Here is a 16,089-nt window from a genome sequence, read left to right as displayed (position 1 = left end):
TGGTCAAAATAGAACTAATCCCCGGTTTGCTTGACGGAACCGCTATGAGCGCGCACCCTTCTTATTCGGAAGGTGACCTCAATGATCTTAAGAGCAATATTAGAAGTTTGGTTCGACTACTACAGTGACCCACTGCCCGTATTTTTTGACGAAGAAAAGGAGCCGGAGAACTTTTTCTCTTACGCGGGTTTTCGTTTACGGGACTTTCGTGGACTCAAAGACGTAAACCTTGATTTCTCTAAGAACGATCTTTTGCTTCTTCTCGGGCTTAATGAGTCGGGGAAGACGAGCATATTGAAGGCAATCGAGTCGTTCGACTTCAACAACGACCCCGATCACACTCAACTTAAACGCTATTTCACCTCAATGAGGAACAAGCAAGATGTGGAGAGTGCAACTCCTTGCGTTTTGACTGCAGATATAAATTTTTCTGAACCACTTTCTTACGCGACATTTCGAAAAACACTGAAAGCTGCGGGATTTGATGTTTCGGTGAAAAGCGAAGTCGAAGCATTTCTAGCTGGTCTAAATGAAACGCGTGTCGTTCAGATTAGCAGGGTTATCCCGTTCAATAACGGTGCGCCCGGCCAAAGCTACTATCGAATTGAGGGTCAAGCCCCTTTGAGCGATCCAAAGCTTGAGAGGATCATTGCTCAAACTATTGTCAGCCGTTGTCCATTCATATTGTATTTTGAGGATTTCCAAGACTCAATCCCGGACAAGGTATACACTTCAAAAAGAAGTCATGCATTCAATCCATCATGGTATGAGATTGTAGACGGCCTATTCTATAACACCGATCCTAAATACTCGATCAAGAAATTTGAGAGTTACTTCAATAAGAAGAACCCTAGGGAAGATGACGCACGTTCGGTGTTGAAACGTGTTAACAAGACATTGCAGCGGACATTTACGGAGAAGTGGGAAAACCTCTCTGGAGTCAGAGAAATCGATGATGCGGAGATAACGTACGATCCCGCTAAGAAGTGCTTCCAGATCAAGATATCAGAAAGCGACGGCACGACCTTCTCTGTCCACGAGCGCAGCAAGGGTGCGGTATGGTATTTAGCGTTCCTCATGAAAACCGAGTTTCGAAGAAAGAAACTAAGGGAGGGTTCGGGAAAGCCAGTCTACTTGATCGATGAACCTGCATCCAATCTTCATTCCACTGCACAGCAGAAAATGGTCGCAGATTTTGCGTCACTCGTCGAAGATACAACGCTAATTTACACAACCCATAGCAGGTACCTGATCGCACCGGGGAACGTAAAAAACACATATGTTGTCAGCCGTGACAAGGGGCTGGTCCAGTGCAGAAAGTGGGGTGAGTACATCAAAGGTAAGAATGCCAAGACAAGTTACTATCAACCTTTGCAGGACTGTTTAGATATTGTTCCCAATAACTTTGATGTGCCTTGGCAGGAGGCGATCATAACGGAAGGACCGTCCGATGCGCTGGCACTTGAGTTGATACACGAGGTGTTAGACTTAGAGAAGACGCACGCTATTTATCCGGGGAGTTCGGCACATGATCTAGCGACCTTGATATCGTTAAACACTGGATGGAACACGAGGTTCAAAGTCCTTTTGGATAACGACAAGGACGGAGTTGAGGCTGCGAAGAAATACAAGAAGACGCTTGGGTTGACCGATCAGCACATCGTACACTTGCCGGGTAAAAATACTGAGATTGAAGATATGTTCAGTAGTGAGGAAAAAACTGCTCTAAGTGAGATAGCTCTCGGCGAAGCAAACCCAAGAGTTTCAAAAAAAGAGTTCTTGGCGATTCTCAGAGCATTAAACTTACTTCCTAAGACTAAGATTAAGTCGATAAAAGCGGTCCTTAAAGATGATACCCTGAGTGCATTCGAGGCTCTCCTTCGGCAGCTAACGAGCCACTGAGCCTGCGAATAACTGATATGCCCCACCCAACCACCACCCTAACCGCACTCCTCACCCTAGCGCTCGCCGCAACGCCAACTTTCCCGCAAAGCCTGCCAGCCACCACCCCCGAGTTCCTCCCAAACACGGCCTCCTCTGCGCCGTTCTCGCGGGCTGTGCAGGTCGGCGACACGCTCTACCTCGCAGGACAACTCGGCCTTGCGCGCCCCACCGACACCAAGCCAACAAACGGCATCGAGGCCGAAACGCGGCGGGCCTATTAAGTCTTTGAGGCAGCGGATTGGGGAGACTTTGGGGCCTTCAAGCAGGTTATCGCCGAGTTCTCCCAAACCCGATCTCTATCCCACCAGATCAATCATGGCGGTGAAGGACCTTGCTGCTGGCGCGCAAAATCGAAATCGCGTGCATCGCCTCTAATCCCAGCTAGCGCGGCACCGTAGGAGCGGGGGCTAAGGCCTGCTCATTTTTGCTGGGTGAAGCGCACCAGTTCCCAGTCATAGCCAAGCTCGCGGACCCGTGTTTCCATAAGAGCGCGCAGCTCTTCATCAGGGCGCGGCTCCCTTGTGAGCATCCAGAGGTATCGCCCGCTTGGCTCGCCAACGATGGACCATTGGTATTGGCCATCGGAGCCGGGCTCTGACCGGTCGAGCACCCAATAATCGCCAAAGAAGGGGCCAAAGAAACTGACCTTGAGCTTTGCACCCTTGGACCCTTCGACGATCCTGGCGCGGCCCTGCGCCTCGCTGTATTCGCCATCAAGCCCGTCTTTATAGCAGGCATTCACCACGCGGATGTTGGAGGCGTTGGACGTCTCGCGCAGGGAATAGACCGCCGTCACCCCCTCGCAGCCCTTTTGGAAAGGCGCTTCATAGCGGGCGTATTCGTGCCATGTGCCAAGGTAGGCGGAAAGCTCCACCGGCTTTGCAGGCTCTGGCACAGCGAGGTTGCCAACTGGTCCCGGCGATCCGGCACAGGCGCTGGTGAGGCTGGTGAGGGCTAAGAGAGCGATTGTGAGAATGGGGTGTTTCATGCGTTGTATCCTTCGATAGCTTTACGCGCGCGCCATTGCGTTCATCACGCGGTCCATTGACTGGAGGAAGCGCGATCTATCGGCTTTGCTAAAGGGGGAGGGCCTCCCCCAATGCTACCATCCATCCCGGCCATGCCCGCCCTCAAGTCCTCCATAATCGCGCGTGTGGCCAATGCGCTGCCGATGCTAGCGTTGGTGAATTCATCGCCATTGTGTTTGAGAACGCGCGCGCCTGCTTTGAGGCATCGGTCGGCCAAGGGGATGTCGCCTGTGATCACAAGGCACCCATTTTTGGGGAGCGCGTCTGCGGCCTCAGCGATCCAATCATCGGCTGCATCGAAGCTGTCGCTGACAACAATGCGCTTTATGCGCGGATTGTCGGGCACGCGAAAAGGGGAATTGCTGACCACGCGCACCTGCGCTTTGAACCGTGAGGCGACGCGGTAAATCTCCTCTTTTACAGGGCATGCATCGGCGTCGATCAATATGGTGATGGGAGAGGGGGCGGATGTCATGGTCCATCGATAGCGTGAACGCGCGCCAAAGTCTCCCATCCGCACACGTTAGAAATCTAACAGTGTTTGTAAATTGAGCCGGGGCCGGCTGCGCCTTTATGCTTGCCCCCAACCAATCCAACGGGGAACGAAATCATGAGCATTCTTCTAACTGCTGCAAGTCTGGTGGCACTGCCCCTATCTCTTCAGGGTATCACACTGGTCGAACCGCCAAAGGCTGATGCGAGCGGCATGGCAGCTGAATATGGGAGCGGGGTGTGCCGGATCACAGTGTTTGGCACAGACAAAAACGGCGATGAAATCCGCGCGCAGTTCTCGCGCAGGCTTCGCGATGGCAATCTGGCGCTGCAACTCAGCGGGCGGTTCATCAATGAATTTCGCGGGCGTGACGCCAATGAAAACCACTCTGTGACCGTCAAGTTCGACACCGGCAACAGCGCACCCTCGCGCTCTGGCGGATATGACACAGGGGGCTTTCGCGAATATGTTTGGGGTGGTTGGGGCGCAGGCGCTGCATCTGATGCGACCTATGCGCAATTGAAGGAGGCAAGCGCCTTTACAATCGCCATGGACGGGAACAGCTTTGGTCCCTTCACTTGGAGCGGAAAAGGCGCGGTCTACACTGCGATGGATGCCTGCGAAAACGAAAACAGCTGATCCAGTGTAGGGGGGTAGGCAATGCGGTTTCTAGCGGTTGTTTTGGCGATTGGTATCGGCGCAGCAATTGGGTTCGTTTTGCCGGTCCCGGCTGCTGCGCAAGACGTCGCCGAAGCGGATGCCGTGACCGATATCAGGACGCAGTGGTACGCCCAGGTCGAGGCGTGTGACACCTCCAACCGCGCGGCCTGTGACAGGGCGGTCTCCATGGCCAAAGACCTGTTCGAGCGCACCGACCGCAATGTCGCGATCACCTGGATGAAAGCGTGCATGGCAGGCGACACGGACCGGTGTGAAATCGGATACAGGCGGTTTCGCACCACCAGCTTTGAAGGCGATGAACGACCCATCTCACACAGTTTTGCACGTGCGTCGTGCTATGGCGGGATCCATGATCTGTGCCGCCCGTGGGATGATTTTGAGACCACGGATGAAAACGCGCGCGCTTTGGTGATGGCAGATGTGTGTTTGCAGGGGGCAAAGCCCAACACGTGCTACACAGCGCTTGCGCATTTTCGTCACAAAGAAGGGCTTTATAACGAGGTCACGGGAGACCTCTCACGCGCCTTGTGTGAGCGGTATATGTCCGGTTCTGCGTGCCGTGTCTTTGCCGAATATTCAGAAGCCTATTGGGATTATGGCCGCGCTTACAGGTTTCACAAATTCGCATGTGAACGCGGGCTTGCGGATAGCTGCCCGGATGCACGGCGGATAAAGCGACGGCTCGATTATGTGGCAGCCAAGCGCGAGCGCGAGATCGAGATGCAAGAGCGTCTGGCGGCTGCTACTGCGCGCGGGCGCACCCATCGCTATCAACTCAGCCAGCAGGGCTATGCCTATAATCCGTCGAGCCGAACGCCGATTACGCCGTTTGGGAGCAGTTCGCGCGATATCGACAATTGGAACCGTTACAACCGCGCTTTGTGCATGGGAAATCCAACGTCGACCTCGTGTTGAGCCCTATTTGTGAAGCTAGTTGTAAAGCCTCGTAAACGGTTTCAATTGTCAGGTTCAGCCACACAATAGTGTGACCAACTGCACAGTATTGTTCGCAGTTGCACAATAAATCTTAACGCCACTTGGAACGGGATGACTGGTGAGCGTTGTGATACCTCGCCTTGTCTTGGCATGGTTGCACTCTGGTAAGATTGCTACGGCCGGTAAGGTGGTCCCTTCCCAAAGACAATTTATGCGCGCACCCCTCTTTGAAAAAGACGCGCTGCACCAGACGCTTAAGGAGCGAACATGCCTTGGAGAGGACCGCTTGGCGGTGACCCATTAGGAAGCTTACCGGGCCCGGATAATCCCTGGCTTGCGTGCGATGCTGACAACGATGGACGCGGCAATTTGGATAATGGCGACTCAGGTGAGGGCGGTAAAGCCAATCTGCCCGATTTCGCGCTCCCTGATGACGGGTCACTGGGGGTGGACTGGAACAAAATTGCGGTCGGCACAGCTCTTATGGTTGCAGGTATTGTGGTTATTGTGGCGGCGATTGTGGGTGCATTGGCGGTTGTGGCCAGCTTGCCAGCCACTATGACCGGCGCGCCTGTTGGTGTGGCTGTAGCAGTGGTGGGCGCGTTTCTTGCCGGCGGGGGCGCGATCCTGATGGGCGCAGGCGGGGCAACCGTCATCGGCGGGATCGACCCCAAGATCAGCGATTATAAGAAACACGTGCCAGCCGTCCCCACGCGCAAGCTCGCATTGTCCGCAGACCTCCCGCCGCCTGTTGTCACCTTCATGCAGAGCGTTGCCGAGATTGAGCGGCTTTCAACCGCCGAGACCGATATCATCGACCATGCGCGCGCTTCGGCTAAGGCGCGAGACAAAAGCTGGACCGAATTGCACTTGCGCGACCTTTACCACGTTCAGAGCGCCAAACAGCATTTCGTGGGCGAGCTTGGCGGCGCGTTGAAGGAGATCAACGCAAGGTTTGGCAAGGATTTTGACACGCACCGTGTTGATCCCGAAGAGCCGGTGCGCGACCTTATCAATCCTCTTATTGAGATGCGCGCAACCCTCAATGAGGCCGCTAGCATCAGCGGCGCTGAGATCAATGCGATCCTTGGAACCGTGCGTATTCCATCACCGATGTCGCAGGCGCTTGATACTTCGCTGCGCGCAATTGCGCAGGAAGCAGAGGGGCAGCCGTCGGCCATGGTGAACATCGCAGCAGAGCGGCTGGCGAGCCTTGATGTGATCGATCACGAGGCGTTTGGGGTGAAGGGATAAGATCGCCCAAACTTTCCTACACGCGCCAAATCTGCGCTTATCTTGTGGATGGAACACGCACGAAAACCATCGACCGACCTTTCTGCCCCTCCCTTGGAAGCGCCGAAGCCCGCCCACGATATTGTTGAGGCAAAAAGCCCGCATTGGACACCGGACAAGCAGGCGGCTTTTCTAAGCGCGCTTGCCAGTTGTCACTGCGTCGCCAAAGCGGCGCGAGTTGTTGGCATGACCCGCCAATCGGCCTATCGATTGCGCGCCAAGCTTAAAGGACAGCCTTTTGATATGGCCTGGGATGCAGCGCTTTTGTGCACCATGGACACCCTTGCCGATACCGCGTTGGAGCGCGCGATAAACGGGGTTGAGGTCCCTCACTTTTACAAAGGTGAGTTGATCCACACATCGCGAAAATTCGACGAGAAGCTCACCATCGCACTGCTCTCCTTAAGAGAGAAAAGACGCCCCAGTTATATGCCATCAACCCACCCCGCCTTTGCCTATCGCGCAGATGGGACGGGCAGCGAGTTTAGTGAGCTTGTCAAGCGGGTGGAGCGCGGACCTGAGCGGTGGGACGAGGGTGGGTATTAAGTCCGGTGAAAGCCGCCAAGGCCTCCCCCATTTTTCTACCCCGAAAAACCGTTTTCATTTTGCAATGTGTCACCTTTTTCCAACAGGTGAAAATCCCAGAATTCTGCCGTTTATCGGGTAATGCTTGTAGGGAAAAGGTGACACATGTGTCACTTTATCGCGGTTTAGGTGCCCGCTGTGATTGGCGCGTTTTTTTGGCTATTTTCTTAAGTGCACCCTCTTCGACCTAAGGATCAATCACGAGGATACAAGACTACAATTACCGCCCATCAATCGCCACATTCATAGTGCACAACAGTGCACAGATAAGAGCAAAGCAAAAGGAGAAGCGCGTGATGCAGTTTCAGTTCAATTCCGACAGTTCAGTCATGGGTACAGAAAACGTGGCAGAGCGGATTGAAGAGATGGTGCGAGAGAAGCTTTCCCGCTTTGATGAGCGACTAACCCGGGTCGAGGTGCATGTGAGCGATGTCAATGGCTCCAAACACGGGGCGGACGACAAACACTGCACGATTGAGGCGCGCCCACGCGGTGGCCGCCCGATTGGCGTGACCGGTAAAGCGGATAAGGTCGATGATGCTGCAAGGCGTGCGGCCAACACTCTGGCTCAGCGGCTGGAGCGGTTGTTCGGCAAGGAAGAGCGCCACAAGCACGACGCGCGGCCTGATAAGGTGATGTGATCACTCCAATGCGATGTGATCTGGGGTGATGTGATCACCCGCCGGTGATGCCAAGTTCGGCAAGAATGCCGGGAATGGCTTTCTTGACCCGGAAGAACCCGGCTCTTGCATGGGGCCAGGTGACGCGGTCAAGGTCGCTGACCAATTGGGTGAGCTCGCCGTGCTGTTCTAGCGTGGCAAGTTCGGGCCAGAGTGCGTCTTTGGTCCACCCGGTTGGAAGGTAGGGCACCGCGATATTCTCGATCTGAGCATTGGCAAGGATCGCGGTAAGCTCGCCTGCGGTGCTCCATTTAGCGAGTGCGCAGCCGAACGCCTCGGCAGCGGTTTTGGCGCCGCCATCCACGGCGTTTTGGGCAAAGTCGGCCACTTGCGGGCTTGCCCCGATTGGCGAACGAGCCTGCGGCCTTGCGGCGGCGATCACAAGCGATGGCGCGCGGGGTAGGTCCAGCGGGACATGGCTTGCTGCTTCATCGTGGAGGAGGAGAGCGTACGGCCCATCGGGAAGCTTTGCGTCAGGCAGATCGGGCATGGCGCGGGTGTGCTCGGTGGGTTCGGTAAGAGGCACAGCCTCGCTCGCCAAACCGTGTGCCGCAAGTGGGCCATCGGGGCGGCGCTTGGTGTAGCTGGCGACGTTGTCGGCGCTTGCAAGATAGGTTTTGCCTTGTGTGTGAAGCCCGCCGACCCAGCGCCAAGAAAGCGTGTTCGAGGCCGCATCGCCATCGATAAGGTGGCGCAAGAAAAAATCAGCGCCAAGCTGCCAGTTGAGTTTGAGAGTGAAGATCCAAATGCTCGCAAACCACATACGAGCGTGATTGTGGAGATACCCTGTTTGAACAAGTTCGCGTGCCCAATGATCAAACGCCTCAATACCGGTGCGCCCCTCGGTCGCCTCGGCGTAGGCTTTTGCAAGCCCGGCGTTTGCATCAACAGCCGCGAGCGCCGCGTCGCGCCCCTCGATATAGCTTGCCCAAACGCTGGGCCGTTGTTCGAGGTAACCTTTGAAATAGACCCGCCAAAACACCTCAGAGACAAAGCTTTCAGCATCTGTGGGACTGTGCTGCGAAAGGCTCGCGCCCACCACTTCCGCCTCGCTCAACAGCCCGGCGTGAAGCCATGGGGAAAGCTGCGAGACATTGCCCCGCATCCCGCTTTCCGGCGTGCCATCATCAAAGTTGCGGCCACGGGCATAATGCGTGCCAGCCAAGGGTGCGAACTCTCCCAAGCGCGCAAGGCCTGCGGAACGGGTTGGGACGAAAGTCATGAGCGGTATCCTGAAAGGCCAGAGGCATCCTTTTTGAGGAGCTTTGCGTATGTATGAGTGAAGCCCGATTAACCCTTGCGGCTTTGCTAAGTTCCCGTGGGCAGTTTCCTAACAACTGCCCCAAACAAGGATCCCACTATGAAAATGCTGAAGAAAACGACCCTCGCAACATTCGCCACCGCAAGCGCTCTTGCGCTGGCTGCATGCGGCGCAGAGGCGCCATCCGACGATGCAGCTGACAGCATGATGGCTGAAGAAGCGCCTGCGCAAGCTGGCACCATCGTCGATGTCGCATCAGGCGATGAGACGTTCTCGACCCTCGTTGCTGCTGTCACTGCTGCTGAGCTGGGTGAGACGCTTTCAGGCGAAGGTCCTTTCACCGTGTTTGCGCCAACCAATGATGCATTTGCCAAGCTTCCCGAAGGCACGGTTGAGAAGCTGACCACCGAAGACACCGAGACGCTTACCGGTATCCTGACGTATCACGTTGTAGAAGGCTCGGTTAACGCAGAAACGCTGATTGCAGCCATCGGGGAAGCAGGCGAAGAAGGCTACACCGTGACCACTGTTGGCGGTGGCACTTTGACCGCGGCGCTGGTTGATGGCGCAGTTGTGCTCACCGATGCAGCAGGTGGCACTTCCACTGTTACGGCGACCGATGTTGCGGCATCAAATGGCCTTATCCACGTGATCGATACAGTCCTTATGCCGGGCTAAATTGATGAATTGTCCGCGGGCTGTTTCCTACGGCCTGCGGACAATGCTATTGGGCCGGGCATGAAACAAAGCCTGCTTCTGCTGCCCACCCTTCTTTTAGTTGCAGCATGCAACGACGCCCCCGGCGATATCAGCCGTGACAGCACACCTTTTGACGGCATTTCCCCAAGCGCAACCATTAAAGTTGGCGGCACAGAGCCTTTTTGGGGGCTTAGCATTGCGCCACAGGGTGACGCATACAGCGCCCGCTATTCCTCACCCGAGCTGCCCGACGGCGAGACATTCACCGTCACACGCTTTGCCGGGAACAATGGGCTTGGGTTTTCAGGTGAGTGGGCCGGGGCGCCCGTCAACCTGACGCTTACCCCCGGCCGGTGCAGCGACGCGATGAGCGATAGCATATATCCCTACACCGCAACGCTGCAACTTGATGAGGTGACGCTCTTTGGATGTGCGCACACCAGCGATGAGCCGATTGAGAACCCTGAGGTCGCTCCATAAGCAGGAACGACCTCAAGTTTTCGTTTAGAACAGGTGTCTTAGAACAGGTGTCTTAGAACAGGCGTCTTAGAACAGGTGTCTTAGAACAGGCCGGGGATTTGAAGCTGAGCGGCGCTTGGCTTTTCAGGCATCACAATTTCCGGTCCGCCAACGCTGCGCACGCTTTGGCCCTGAACCCCGCTGATCGGAGTACAACTGCGCCCTGCAAGAAAGTCCAGCGCGGTGGCAACAGAGGCCTCTTGCGGGTCGCCAAGCGGGCGGGTGAAGTCATCGCTTGCCCGGCATGTGTTGGGCATGACGCTGGCAAGGCCTGTAAAATACTCGCCCTCGTCATTGGCGTTGAGCGTTTGGAAGGTGACAGCGCGGATGCGAAGATCGCATTCGGCAAGGTCGAAGGCAAACTGGCCAACCGGTTTGCCCGATGTGTCATCACCGACCAGAGCAATGCGGCCCGAGGCAACATAAGGGAGCATCGCGTTGGTCACGAGCTCTGATGCAGACGCTGTGCTTCTGGTGCCGATAAGAACAAGGCCTTCGGGCTGAAGCGCGTTGAGCTCATTCAGGAAAAGCCGCGTTTCATTGCGGTCAGAACGTTCGGGGCGAAGAACCGTTTGGCTAAAGACTTCATTGATCTGATCACGCCCCATCAGATCGCCCAGCGTCTCTGCAACGCTCACCAGACCGCCGCCATTGTAGCGAAAGTCCATAATGAGCTCGTCAACATTGTTGGAGGCAAACACTTGGAAGGCATCGCGCAATTGGTCAGCGGCATCGCTCACAATGAAGGTGCGAAGGTTGAGATAGCCAACGCTGCGACCGCCATCGTTGATGATAAGTGCGCCGTATCGGTCAGACACAGGGTCGAGCGAGAAATCTGCTTTGGAAATGCTTTGTTCAAGCACTGTGCCATTGGCCTGCGCAAACCGGATAACGCGGGTGACACCAGCGTCCGATGGGCCAAGCGCTTCGAACACCGCGTTTGTGCCGCCACTTGCAAGAAGGTCGCTCACAGTCTGAAGATTGGAGGTATCCGTGCCGATCGCCAGGATTTCGGTGCCCCGATCAATGCCCGATTGGAACGCGGGGGCGTTTTCGAAAGCTTCGAGGATAAACAAGCGATCATTTGTCTGATCAAAGCTCAACCGAATGCCAAAACCTGCACTGGAGCCTGAATTGATAAGCGCATTTTCGTCAGCGATGGAGGTCGCAAAAGTAAAGCCCACATCGCGCGATTGGGCGCGGGCAGGGGCAACCCGTGCGTCAAGGAAGGACTGCACCGTAGTAAAGTTGGCAGGGTTCACCGTGTTGTCGAGCAGGTCGGGAAACAAATACCAATCATTGAGCACGTCATCGGCAAAGCTGATCTGGTTGCCGACCGAGCACGCATCGCTTGTGGGCGGAGGCGTGGGTGTGGGCGACGGAGCGCCGCCAGCGATAGGTCCGGAGGTGCCTCCCCCTCCGCCACATGCAGCGAGCGCCAGAGCAAGCGTTGCAGAAAGAGCCGTGCGCCCCATCAGGTTAAGGTGGCCAAATTTGAATTCGATTGTCATGAGAAGGGTGCAGCTCCCGCTTATTGGTTTTGTTAAATGCCCCTAGCTTGCAAAGCATTCATGCATAGATATGTGAGCAGGGCAAGCTTGTACATTGGCCCATTCAAACTGTTACATTAATCGGTTCTGGATGCATTCGCCCTTAAAATTTATCAAGTTTTCCTCAGAAAACCGGGGCAAATCGTGGGCTCCTCCCTCGCGAAGCCTCTGAGGAGCGACTAGCACATAAGAAATGGAAAGACAGAATCATGCCTGACCTGCCCGATTGGTTCAGCTCTGCGCTGCCTGAAGCGGCGCGCCATCCCGGCCTTGCGATTGCAAGTCTTGGGGATGCAAAAACCCTTGGCAAAGGGGGTTTCAAGATGTGGAGCCCCGCTTTTGAAAGCGGCGAAGAGCTCGACCCGTGCTTTACCGCGGTTGAAGAGGACTCTGTTGCGCCCCCATTGGAATGGACCGCCCCGCCTCCCGGATCGCAAGAAGTTGTGATTATCGTTGAGGAAGCCTCAAGCGCTGGCGATGATCCGGCGGCGCAATGGGTGGTCTGGGGGCTGCCGGGCCAAAAAGGCAAGCTTCTCGAAGGGGAAGTGCCTCCGCGCGCTGGTAAGAATGCCAAAGGCAATTCAGAATGGCTTTTGCCTGATCCGCCCATTGGCGAGACGCGCCATTACCTGTTTCAGATTTTCGCCACCGATTTGCCGCTGACTGTGATGCCAGGGGCAAGCAAAGAGGAAATCAAGAAAGCGATCAAAGGTTTCGTGACCGGCTGTGCTGTTCTCTACGCCCCCTTTACCGGGGTTGAGGCAGCGGATGCCGATTTCGATGATGACTTCGATCTTGATTAAAACGCCATAATTACAATGCCAAATTTACAAGGGAGATAATCCATGGCTGGTAAGACTAACGCACTCCAAAAACCCGTCACGCTTTCGGGTGATCTTGAGGCAGTGATCGGTAAAGGTCCGATGACCCGCGCTCAGGTCACTTCAAAGGTTTGGGAGTACATCAAAGCCAACGACCTTCAAGACGCCAAGGATAAGCGTCAGATCAATCCAGACGGCAAGCTTGGCGCGGTGATCGGCAAAGACCAGATTTCCATGTTCAAGATGACTGCTGCGGTGTCAAAGCACCTTAGCTAAGACACTTTTCGTCTATTCAGCAGGCCAGCGGCGCGCGATGCGATAAGCACCGCGCCGCTGGCTTAGCTTTTTGCCTTTCCAAGATAAGGTGACCGCGCCTGCTTTAACCAAGGCATCCACTTGCAAGTGGACCTTTTCCATTTGCGCGCGCCAATCGCCACCATCCCTTGCCAAAATTCTTGCCGCTTCGCTCGGGCAGATTGTCTTTCCTACTCCCCTTTGGATGAGTAGGTTGAGAATTACCGTGTGCGCGCAGTTTGTGGCTGGATCATCTACCGGCTGTGTCATCCCGCTTTCTTTCGTCGCAAAGGAACATCGCCAACCCAAAGGGCGAGCCAGATGATGACAGGCTGCGCGAACATTCGCGGCACGTGGTACACAAGGCCAAGCCCGCCATCTTCGCGCGCCATGTCCAAAATGAAGTGGTTTATATTCGCAGGCCAAACGAAGAGCGCATAAAGCGCAAGTCCAATCCCGCCCGCTTGCCTAAGCCGCAGATTAAGCGGTTGGAGAATTGCAACAGCGCCGAGCAATTCAGCAATTCCTGTCCAGAACACGATCGCTTCGGGGTAAGGAATGCTGCCTGGCATAATAGATAGGAACGGTGCTGGCTGGGCGAGATGCATGTAGCCTGCAAAGCCATAAAATCCGGCAAGAAGGATCCGAAGGCCAACTTTGATCACCTTTGATACCTTGCGTTCATTGCTACCTCTGGATTGGCGCTATCGCTTGATTGTGAGTTTGTTCTAGGCGCGCTATTCGTGAGTGAGCCTATCGGGAGAAATCGGTCAGATGCAACATGCTCTTTACTCCGTCGCTGCGATTGCGTTTGTCACCGCTAACCCTGCGATGGCGCAAAACAGTGAGGCAGCGCCTTTGGATGAGACGGTTGAGGGCGTTGAAATAGAGGCCGCAGAGGCCGCAAAGCCTGAGGTGCCTGAACCTGCGCCCGCTCCTCCACCTGATCCAGCACTGGAAGAAGCGCTCATTGCGCTAGAAATTGCCCCTGTTTTTGATGGTCACAACGATGTGCCCTATCAGCTGCGTATCCGATATGAGAACCAGATCGACGGGTTCGATTTTCAAGATACTACCGGCACCGGGGCAAACCACCCTCAAGGCCGTGTGATGCAGACCGATTTAAATCGCCTTCAGGAAGGCCGTGTCGGTGCACAGTTTTGGTCGGTCTTTGTCTCCGTCATGCAAACCGAACCCGAAGCGGTGCGCCAAACGATCGAGCAAATCGATGTGATCAAGCGGCTGATCGCGCAATACCCTGATCAAATGGCTTATGTGGACACCGCCGACGGGATTGAAAACGCGATGGCTGACGGCAGGCTTGCCTCGATCATTGGGATGGAGGGTGGACACTCCATCGGGTCAAGCCTCGCGGTGCTCAGGCAAATGTATGATCTTGGCGCGCGCTATATGACGCTCACGCACTTCTCGAATACGCCTTGGGCGGACAGTGCAACGGACGATCCTGAGCATGGCGGGCTTTCCGATTTTGGTAAGGATGTGGTGCGCGAGATGAACCGGCTCGGCATGATCGTGGACCTTAGCCATGTGAGCGAAGAGACAATGATGGACGCGCTTGATGTGGCGCGCGCGCCGGTTATATTCAGCCACTCGGGCGCGCGGGCGGTAAACGGGCATTCGCGCAATGTGCCTGACAGCGTGCTGCTTCGCCTGCCTGACAATGGCGGGGTCGTGATGGTGGATGCTGTGCCCGGCTACCTCAACGAGGAGCGGCGCATTTGGTTTGCTGAGCGTGTGGCGCAAGAGGCGCGGCAAAAGTCGTTGTTCAGCGGACAGCCCGATGTGGTGGAGGCGGCGATGTCGAACTGGGACGAAGCCAATCCAGAGCCCGAGACCACGATTGCCCATATGGCGGACCATATCGATCACATCCGTGCGCTCATCGGCGTCGAATACATCGGTATCGGAGGGGATTTTGACGGCATCCCCAACGGGCCCGTCGGTTTTGAGGATGTGAGTGGCTACCCGCAGCTTTTCGCAGAGCTGGTGCGCCGGGGCTACAGCCAGGTTGAGTTAGAACTTATCGCCAACCGCAACGCTTTGCGTGTGCTACGACAAACGGAGCAACATGCTGCAAGTGTAAGGGATCAGCGCCCGATTGAGACGCTGATCTCTTCAAATGAATAGACCTTTGGATTAGCCGTAAAGCGCTGGAACAATCCAGATCACGCTCATGGCGACAACTGCAAGAAGCAGGCTGATCGCCAAAACATAGCGCAGAACGCCTGGGGTGCTCGCTGCACGGGCATCATCATCTTCGATGTGAATTGCGTCGTCTTTGTCGTCCATATATCCCTCGTAAACGGTATCTACCCTAGGCAATCGGTCAGTAGCACATTGGTTCCAACTTAGTCACGCAGGAGCTCATTAATCCCTGTTTTTGCGCGGGTTTGCGCATCCACTGTCTTCACAATGACAGCGCAAGCAAGCGAGGGTCCGCCATTGGGATCGGGAAGAGTGCCAGGGACTACAACCGAATAGGGCGGGATATGCCCCTTGATGATCTTGCCAGTGTCGCGGTAAACGATCTTGGTCGATTGGGTGACGAACACGCCCATCGCAACGACGCATCCTTCGCCAACGATCACGCCTTCCACGATCTCTGAACGCGCGCCAATAAAGCAATTGTCGCCGATGATCGTGGGGTTAGCCTGCATCGGTTCAAGCACACCGCCGATCCCAGTCCCCGCAGAGATGTGGCAGTTTTTGCCAATTTGCGCGCAAGAGCCGATAGAGCCCCAGGTGTCCACCATCGTGCCTTCACCAACATAAGCTCCGATATTGACGAAACTTGGCATCAAAACGCAGCCGGGCGCGATGTAAGACGCGTGGCGGGCGATTGCCCCGGGCACTACGCGAATGCCAGCTTTGGCGAACCGCGCCTCGTCCCAGCCTTCAAACTTGCTCGGCACTTTGTCATAAGCAGGAGCGCCTGCCGAACCACCGTCCATGATACGGTTTTCATTAAGTCTGAAGGATAAAAGTACGGCTTTCTTGAGCCACTGGTTAACGTGCCATTCGCCATCATCAGTGGGTTCAGCCACGCGCGCCTCTCCGCTGTCGAGCAAGGCAAGGGCCTGCTCCACTGCTCCTCGTACATCGCTTTGCGGCGTGATCGTGTCGCGCGCTTCCCACGCATTTTCAATCTCGGCTTTTAGGCTCTCAGTCATAACTACTCCGCAAGAATTGAGGGCGGTTGACAGCTCTCAATAGGCTGCGTCCCGAAGTTGAGGCCGCTGCTAGCCATTGAAGCCTCGAGCGGCAAGTCAAAGGCGCAACTCATA

General features: G+C 55.6%; 19 protein-coding genes and 1 pseudogene. 12 read left to right on the top strand and 8 right to left on the bottom strand.

Going from position 1 to position 16,089, the window contains the following annotated elements:
- The first annotated feature begins 81 nt into the window (after positions 1-81).
- Both AC0V61_RS03160 and AC0V61_RS03155 read left to right on the top strand, forming a co-directional pair.
- Positions 82-1,902 (top strand): AAA family ATPase, encoded by a 1,821-nt coding sequence (locus AC0V61_RS03160; RefSeq protein ID WP_486155826.1) that lies wholly within the window; start codon positions 82-84, stop codon positions 1,900-1,902.
- Between the two features lie 17 nt (positions 1,903-1,919).
- The gene (locus AC0V61_RS03155; RefSeq protein ID WP_486155825.1) at positions 1,920-2,165 is read left to right on the top strand and encodes a RidA family protein; all 246 of its coding nucleotides are present in this window, start codon (positions 1,920-1,922) and stop codon (positions 2,163-2,165) included.
- 197 nt (positions 2,166-2,362) lie between these two features.
- On the opposite strand, the gene AC0V61_RS03150 is transcribed toward AC0V61_RS03155, so the two are convergent.
- Positions 2,363-2,932 (bottom strand): lipocalin family protein, encoded by a 570-nt coding sequence (locus AC0V61_RS03150; protein WP_486155824.1) that lies wholly within the window; start codon positions 2,930-2,932, stop codon positions 2,363-2,365.
- A 21-nt stretch (positions 2,933-2,953) separates the two neighbouring features.
- Positions 2,954-3,447 (bottom strand): annotated as a pseudogene (locus AC0V61_RS03145) (YaiI/YqxD family protein).
- 135 nt (positions 3,448-3,582) lie between these two features.
- Here AC0V61_RS03145 and AC0V61_RS03140 point away from each other — a divergent pair.
- The 5 genes from AC0V61_RS03140 (at position 3,583) to AC0V61_RS03120 (ending at position 7,601) form a co-directional block, all read left to right on the top strand.
- Positions 3,583-4,104, top strand: a complete 522-nt coding sequence (locus AC0V61_RS03140) for a hypothetical protein (protein WP_486155823.1) — start codon at positions 3,583-3,585, stop codon at positions 4,102-4,104.
- Between the two features lie 21 nt (positions 4,105-4,125).
- Positions 4,126-5,061 carry a hypothetical protein gene (locus AC0V61_RS03135; RefSeq protein ID WP_486155822.1) on the top strand — a complete coding sequence of 312 codons (936 nt, stop codon included), beginning with the start codon at positions 4,126-4,128 and terminating at the stop codon, positions 5,059-5,061.
- Between the two features lie 288 nt (positions 5,062-5,349).
- Positions 5,350-6,336, top strand: coding sequence for a hypothetical protein (locus tag AC0V61_RS03130; protein WP_486155821.1), 987 nt, complete (start codon positions 5,350-5,352; stop codon positions 6,334-6,336).
- A 48-nt stretch (positions 6,337-6,384) separates the two neighbouring features.
- The gene (locus AC0V61_RS03125; RefSeq protein ID WP_486155820.1) at positions 6,385-6,921 is read left to right on the top strand and encodes a hypothetical protein; all 537 of its coding nucleotides are present in this window, start codon (positions 6,385-6,387) and stop codon (positions 6,919-6,921) included.
- A gap of 335 nt (positions 6,922-7,256) precedes the next feature.
- A complete protein-coding gene (locus AC0V61_RS03120) occupies positions 7,257-7,601 on the top strand; it encodes an HPF/RaiA family ribosome-associated protein (RefSeq protein WP_486155819.1) in 345 nt (114 codons plus the stop codon).
- A gap of 34 nt (positions 7,602-7,635) precedes the next feature.
- Here AC0V61_RS03120 and AC0V61_RS03115 read toward each other — a convergent pair whose 3' ends face one another.
- Positions 7,636-8,862, bottom strand: coding sequence for an FAD-binding domain-containing protein (locus tag AC0V61_RS03115; RefSeq protein WP_486155818.1), 1,227 nt, complete (start codon positions 8,860-8,862; stop codon positions 7,636-7,638).
- A gap of 138 nt (positions 8,863-9,000) precedes the next feature.
- Between AC0V61_RS03115 and AC0V61_RS03110 the strand changes: the two genes are divergently transcribed.
- The gene (locus AC0V61_RS03110) at positions 9,001-9,579 is read left to right on the top strand and encodes a fasciclin domain-containing protein (RefSeq protein WP_486155817.1); all 579 of its coding nucleotides are present in this window, start codon (positions 9,001-9,003) and stop codon (positions 9,577-9,579) included.
- Positions 9,580-9,639: 60 nt separating this feature from the next.
- A complete protein-coding gene (locus tag AC0V61_RS03105; RefSeq protein WP_486155816.1) occupies positions 9,640-10,080 on the top strand; it encodes a COG3650 family protein in 441 nt (146 codons plus the stop codon).
- A gap of 80 nt (positions 10,081-10,160) precedes the next feature.
- On the opposite strand, the gene AC0V61_RS03100 is transcribed toward AC0V61_RS03105, so the two are convergent.
- Positions 10,161-11,630, bottom strand: coding sequence for a S41 family peptidase (locus AC0V61_RS03100; protein WP_486155815.1), 1,470 nt, complete (start codon positions 11,628-11,630; stop codon positions 10,161-10,163).
- Positions 11,631-11,878: 248 nt separating this feature from the next.
- Here AC0V61_RS03100 and AC0V61_RS03095 point away from each other — a divergent pair, with 248 nt between their 5' ends.
- Both AC0V61_RS03095 and AC0V61_RS03090 read left to right on the top strand, forming a co-directional pair.
- Positions 11,879-12,472: a YbhB/YbcL family Raf kinase inhibitor-like protein gene (locus AC0V61_RS03095; protein ID WP_486155814.1), complete on the top strand. Its 594-nt coding sequence runs from the start codon at positions 11,879-11,881 to the stop codon at positions 12,470-12,472.
- A gap of 42 nt (positions 12,473-12,514) precedes the next feature.
- Complete coding sequence (locus tag AC0V61_RS03090) at positions 12,515-12,766, top strand: SWIB/MDM2 domain-containing protein (RefSeq protein WP_486155813.1); 252 nt, start codon at positions 12,515-12,517, stop codon at positions 12,764-12,766.
- A 12-nt stretch (positions 12,767-12,778) separates the two neighbouring features.
- On the opposite strand, the gene AC0V61_RS03085 is transcribed toward AC0V61_RS03090, so the two are convergent.
- Positions 12,779-13,054: a DUF3253 domain-containing protein gene (locus AC0V61_RS03085; RefSeq protein WP_486155812.1), complete on the bottom strand. Its 276-nt coding sequence runs from the start codon at positions 13,052-13,054 to the stop codon at positions 12,779-12,781.
- A complete protein-coding gene (locus AC0V61_RS03080) occupies positions 13,051-13,449 on the bottom strand; it encodes a DoxX family protein (RefSeq protein WP_486155811.1) in 399 nt (132 codons plus the stop codon). Before AC0V61_RS03080 ends, AC0V61_RS03085 begins: the two co-directional genes overlap by 4 nt.
- 82 nt (positions 13,450-13,531) lie before the next feature.
- Between AC0V61_RS03080 and AC0V61_RS03075 the strand changes: the two genes are divergently transcribed.
- Positions 13,532-14,932 (top strand): dipeptidase, encoded by a 1,401-nt coding sequence (locus tag AC0V61_RS03075; protein WP_486155810.1) that lies wholly within the window; start codon positions 13,532-13,534, stop codon positions 14,930-14,932.
- A gap of 9 nt (positions 14,933-14,941) precedes the next feature.
- On the opposite strand, the gene AC0V61_RS03070 is transcribed toward AC0V61_RS03075, so the two are convergent.
- Positions 14,942-15,094, bottom strand: coding sequence for a hypothetical protein (locus AC0V61_RS03070; protein ID WP_486155809.1), 153 nt, complete (start codon positions 15,092-15,094; stop codon positions 14,942-14,944).
- A 59-nt stretch (positions 15,095-15,153) separates the two neighbouring features.
- Positions 15,154-15,975, bottom strand: coding sequence for a 2,3,4,5-tetrahydropyridine-2,6-dicarboxylate N-succinyltransferase (gene dapD, locus AC0V61_RS03065; RefSeq protein WP_486155808.1), 822 nt, complete (start codon positions 15,973-15,975; stop codon positions 15,154-15,156).
- Between the last annotated feature and the right edge of the window lie 114 nt (positions 15,976-16,089).

It is taken from the genome of Erythrobacter sp. JB1-4, assembly GCF_057365025.1.
The sequence above is the reverse complement of the archived record's forward strand: the minus strand, read 5'-3'. Positions and strand labels throughout refer to the sequence as shown.

Excerpts from the sequence above, each read along its gene's own strand:
- AC0V61_RS03090 (WP_486155813.1), top strand. The coding sequence starts at position 12,515 with ATGGCTGGTAAGACTAACGCACTCCAAAAACCCGTCACGCTTTCGGGT.
- AC0V61_RS03140 (WP_486155823.1), top strand. The coding sequence starts at position 3,583 with ATGAGCATTCTTCTAACTGCTGCAAGTCTGGTGGCACTGCCCCTATCT.
- AC0V61_RS03130 (WP_486155821.1), top strand. The coding sequence starts at position 5,350 with ATGCCTTGGAGAGGACCGCTTGGCGGTGACCCATTAGGAAGCTTACCG.
- AC0V61_RS03070 (WP_486155809.1), bottom strand. The coding sequence starts at position 15,094 with ATGGACGACAAAGACGACGCAATTCACATCGAAGATGATGATGCCCGT.
- AC0V61_RS03095 (WP_486155814.1), top strand. The coding sequence starts at position 11,879 with ATGCCTGACCTGCCCGATTGGTTCAGCTCTGCGCTGCCTGAAGCGGCG.
- dapD (WP_486155808.1), bottom strand. The coding sequence starts at position 15,975 with ATGACTGAGAGCCTAAAAGCCGAGATTGAAAATGCGTGGGAAGCGCGC.
- AC0V61_RS03105 (WP_486155816.1), top strand. The coding sequence starts at position 9,640 with ATGAAACAAAGCCTGCTTCTGCTGCCCACCCTTCTTTTAGTTGCAGCA.
- AC0V61_RS03100 (WP_486155815.1), bottom strand. The coding sequence starts at position 11,630 with ATGACAATCGAATTCAAATTTGGCCACCTTAACCTGATGGGGCGCACG.
- AC0V61_RS03120 (WP_486155819.1), top strand. The coding sequence starts at position 7,257 with ATGCAGTTTCAGTTCAATTCCGACAGTTCAGTCATGGGTACAGAAAAC.
- AC0V61_RS03085 (WP_486155812.1), bottom strand. The coding sequence starts at position 13,054 with ATGACACAGCCGGTAGATGATCCAGCCACAAACTGCGCGCACACGGTA.
- AC0V61_RS03150 (WP_486155824.1), bottom strand. The coding sequence starts at position 2,932 with ATGAAACACCCCATTCTCACAATCGCTCTCTTAGCCCTCACCAGCCTC.
- AC0V61_RS03110 (WP_486155817.1), top strand. The coding sequence starts at position 9,001 with ATGAAAATGCTGAAGAAAACGACCCTCGCAACATTCGCCACCGCAAGC.
- AC0V61_RS03125 (WP_486155820.1), top strand. The coding sequence starts at position 6,385 with ATGGAACACGCACGAAAACCATCGACCGACCTTTCTGCCCCTCCCTTG.
- AC0V61_RS03135 (WP_486155822.1), top strand. The coding sequence starts at position 4,126 with ATGCGGTTTCTAGCGGTTGTTTTGGCGATTGGTATCGGCGCAGCAATT.
- AC0V61_RS03160 (WP_486155826.1), top strand. The coding sequence starts at position 82 with ATGATCTTAAGAGCAATATTAGAAGTTTGGTTCGACTACTACAGTGAC.
- AC0V61_RS03115 (WP_486155818.1), bottom strand. The coding sequence starts at position 8,862 with ATGACTTTCGTCCCAACCCGTTCCGCAGGCCTTGCGCGCTTGGGAGAG.
- AC0V61_RS03155 (WP_486155825.1), top strand. The coding sequence starts at position 1,920 with ATGCCCCACCCAACCACCACCCTAACCGCACTCCTCACCCTAGCGCTC.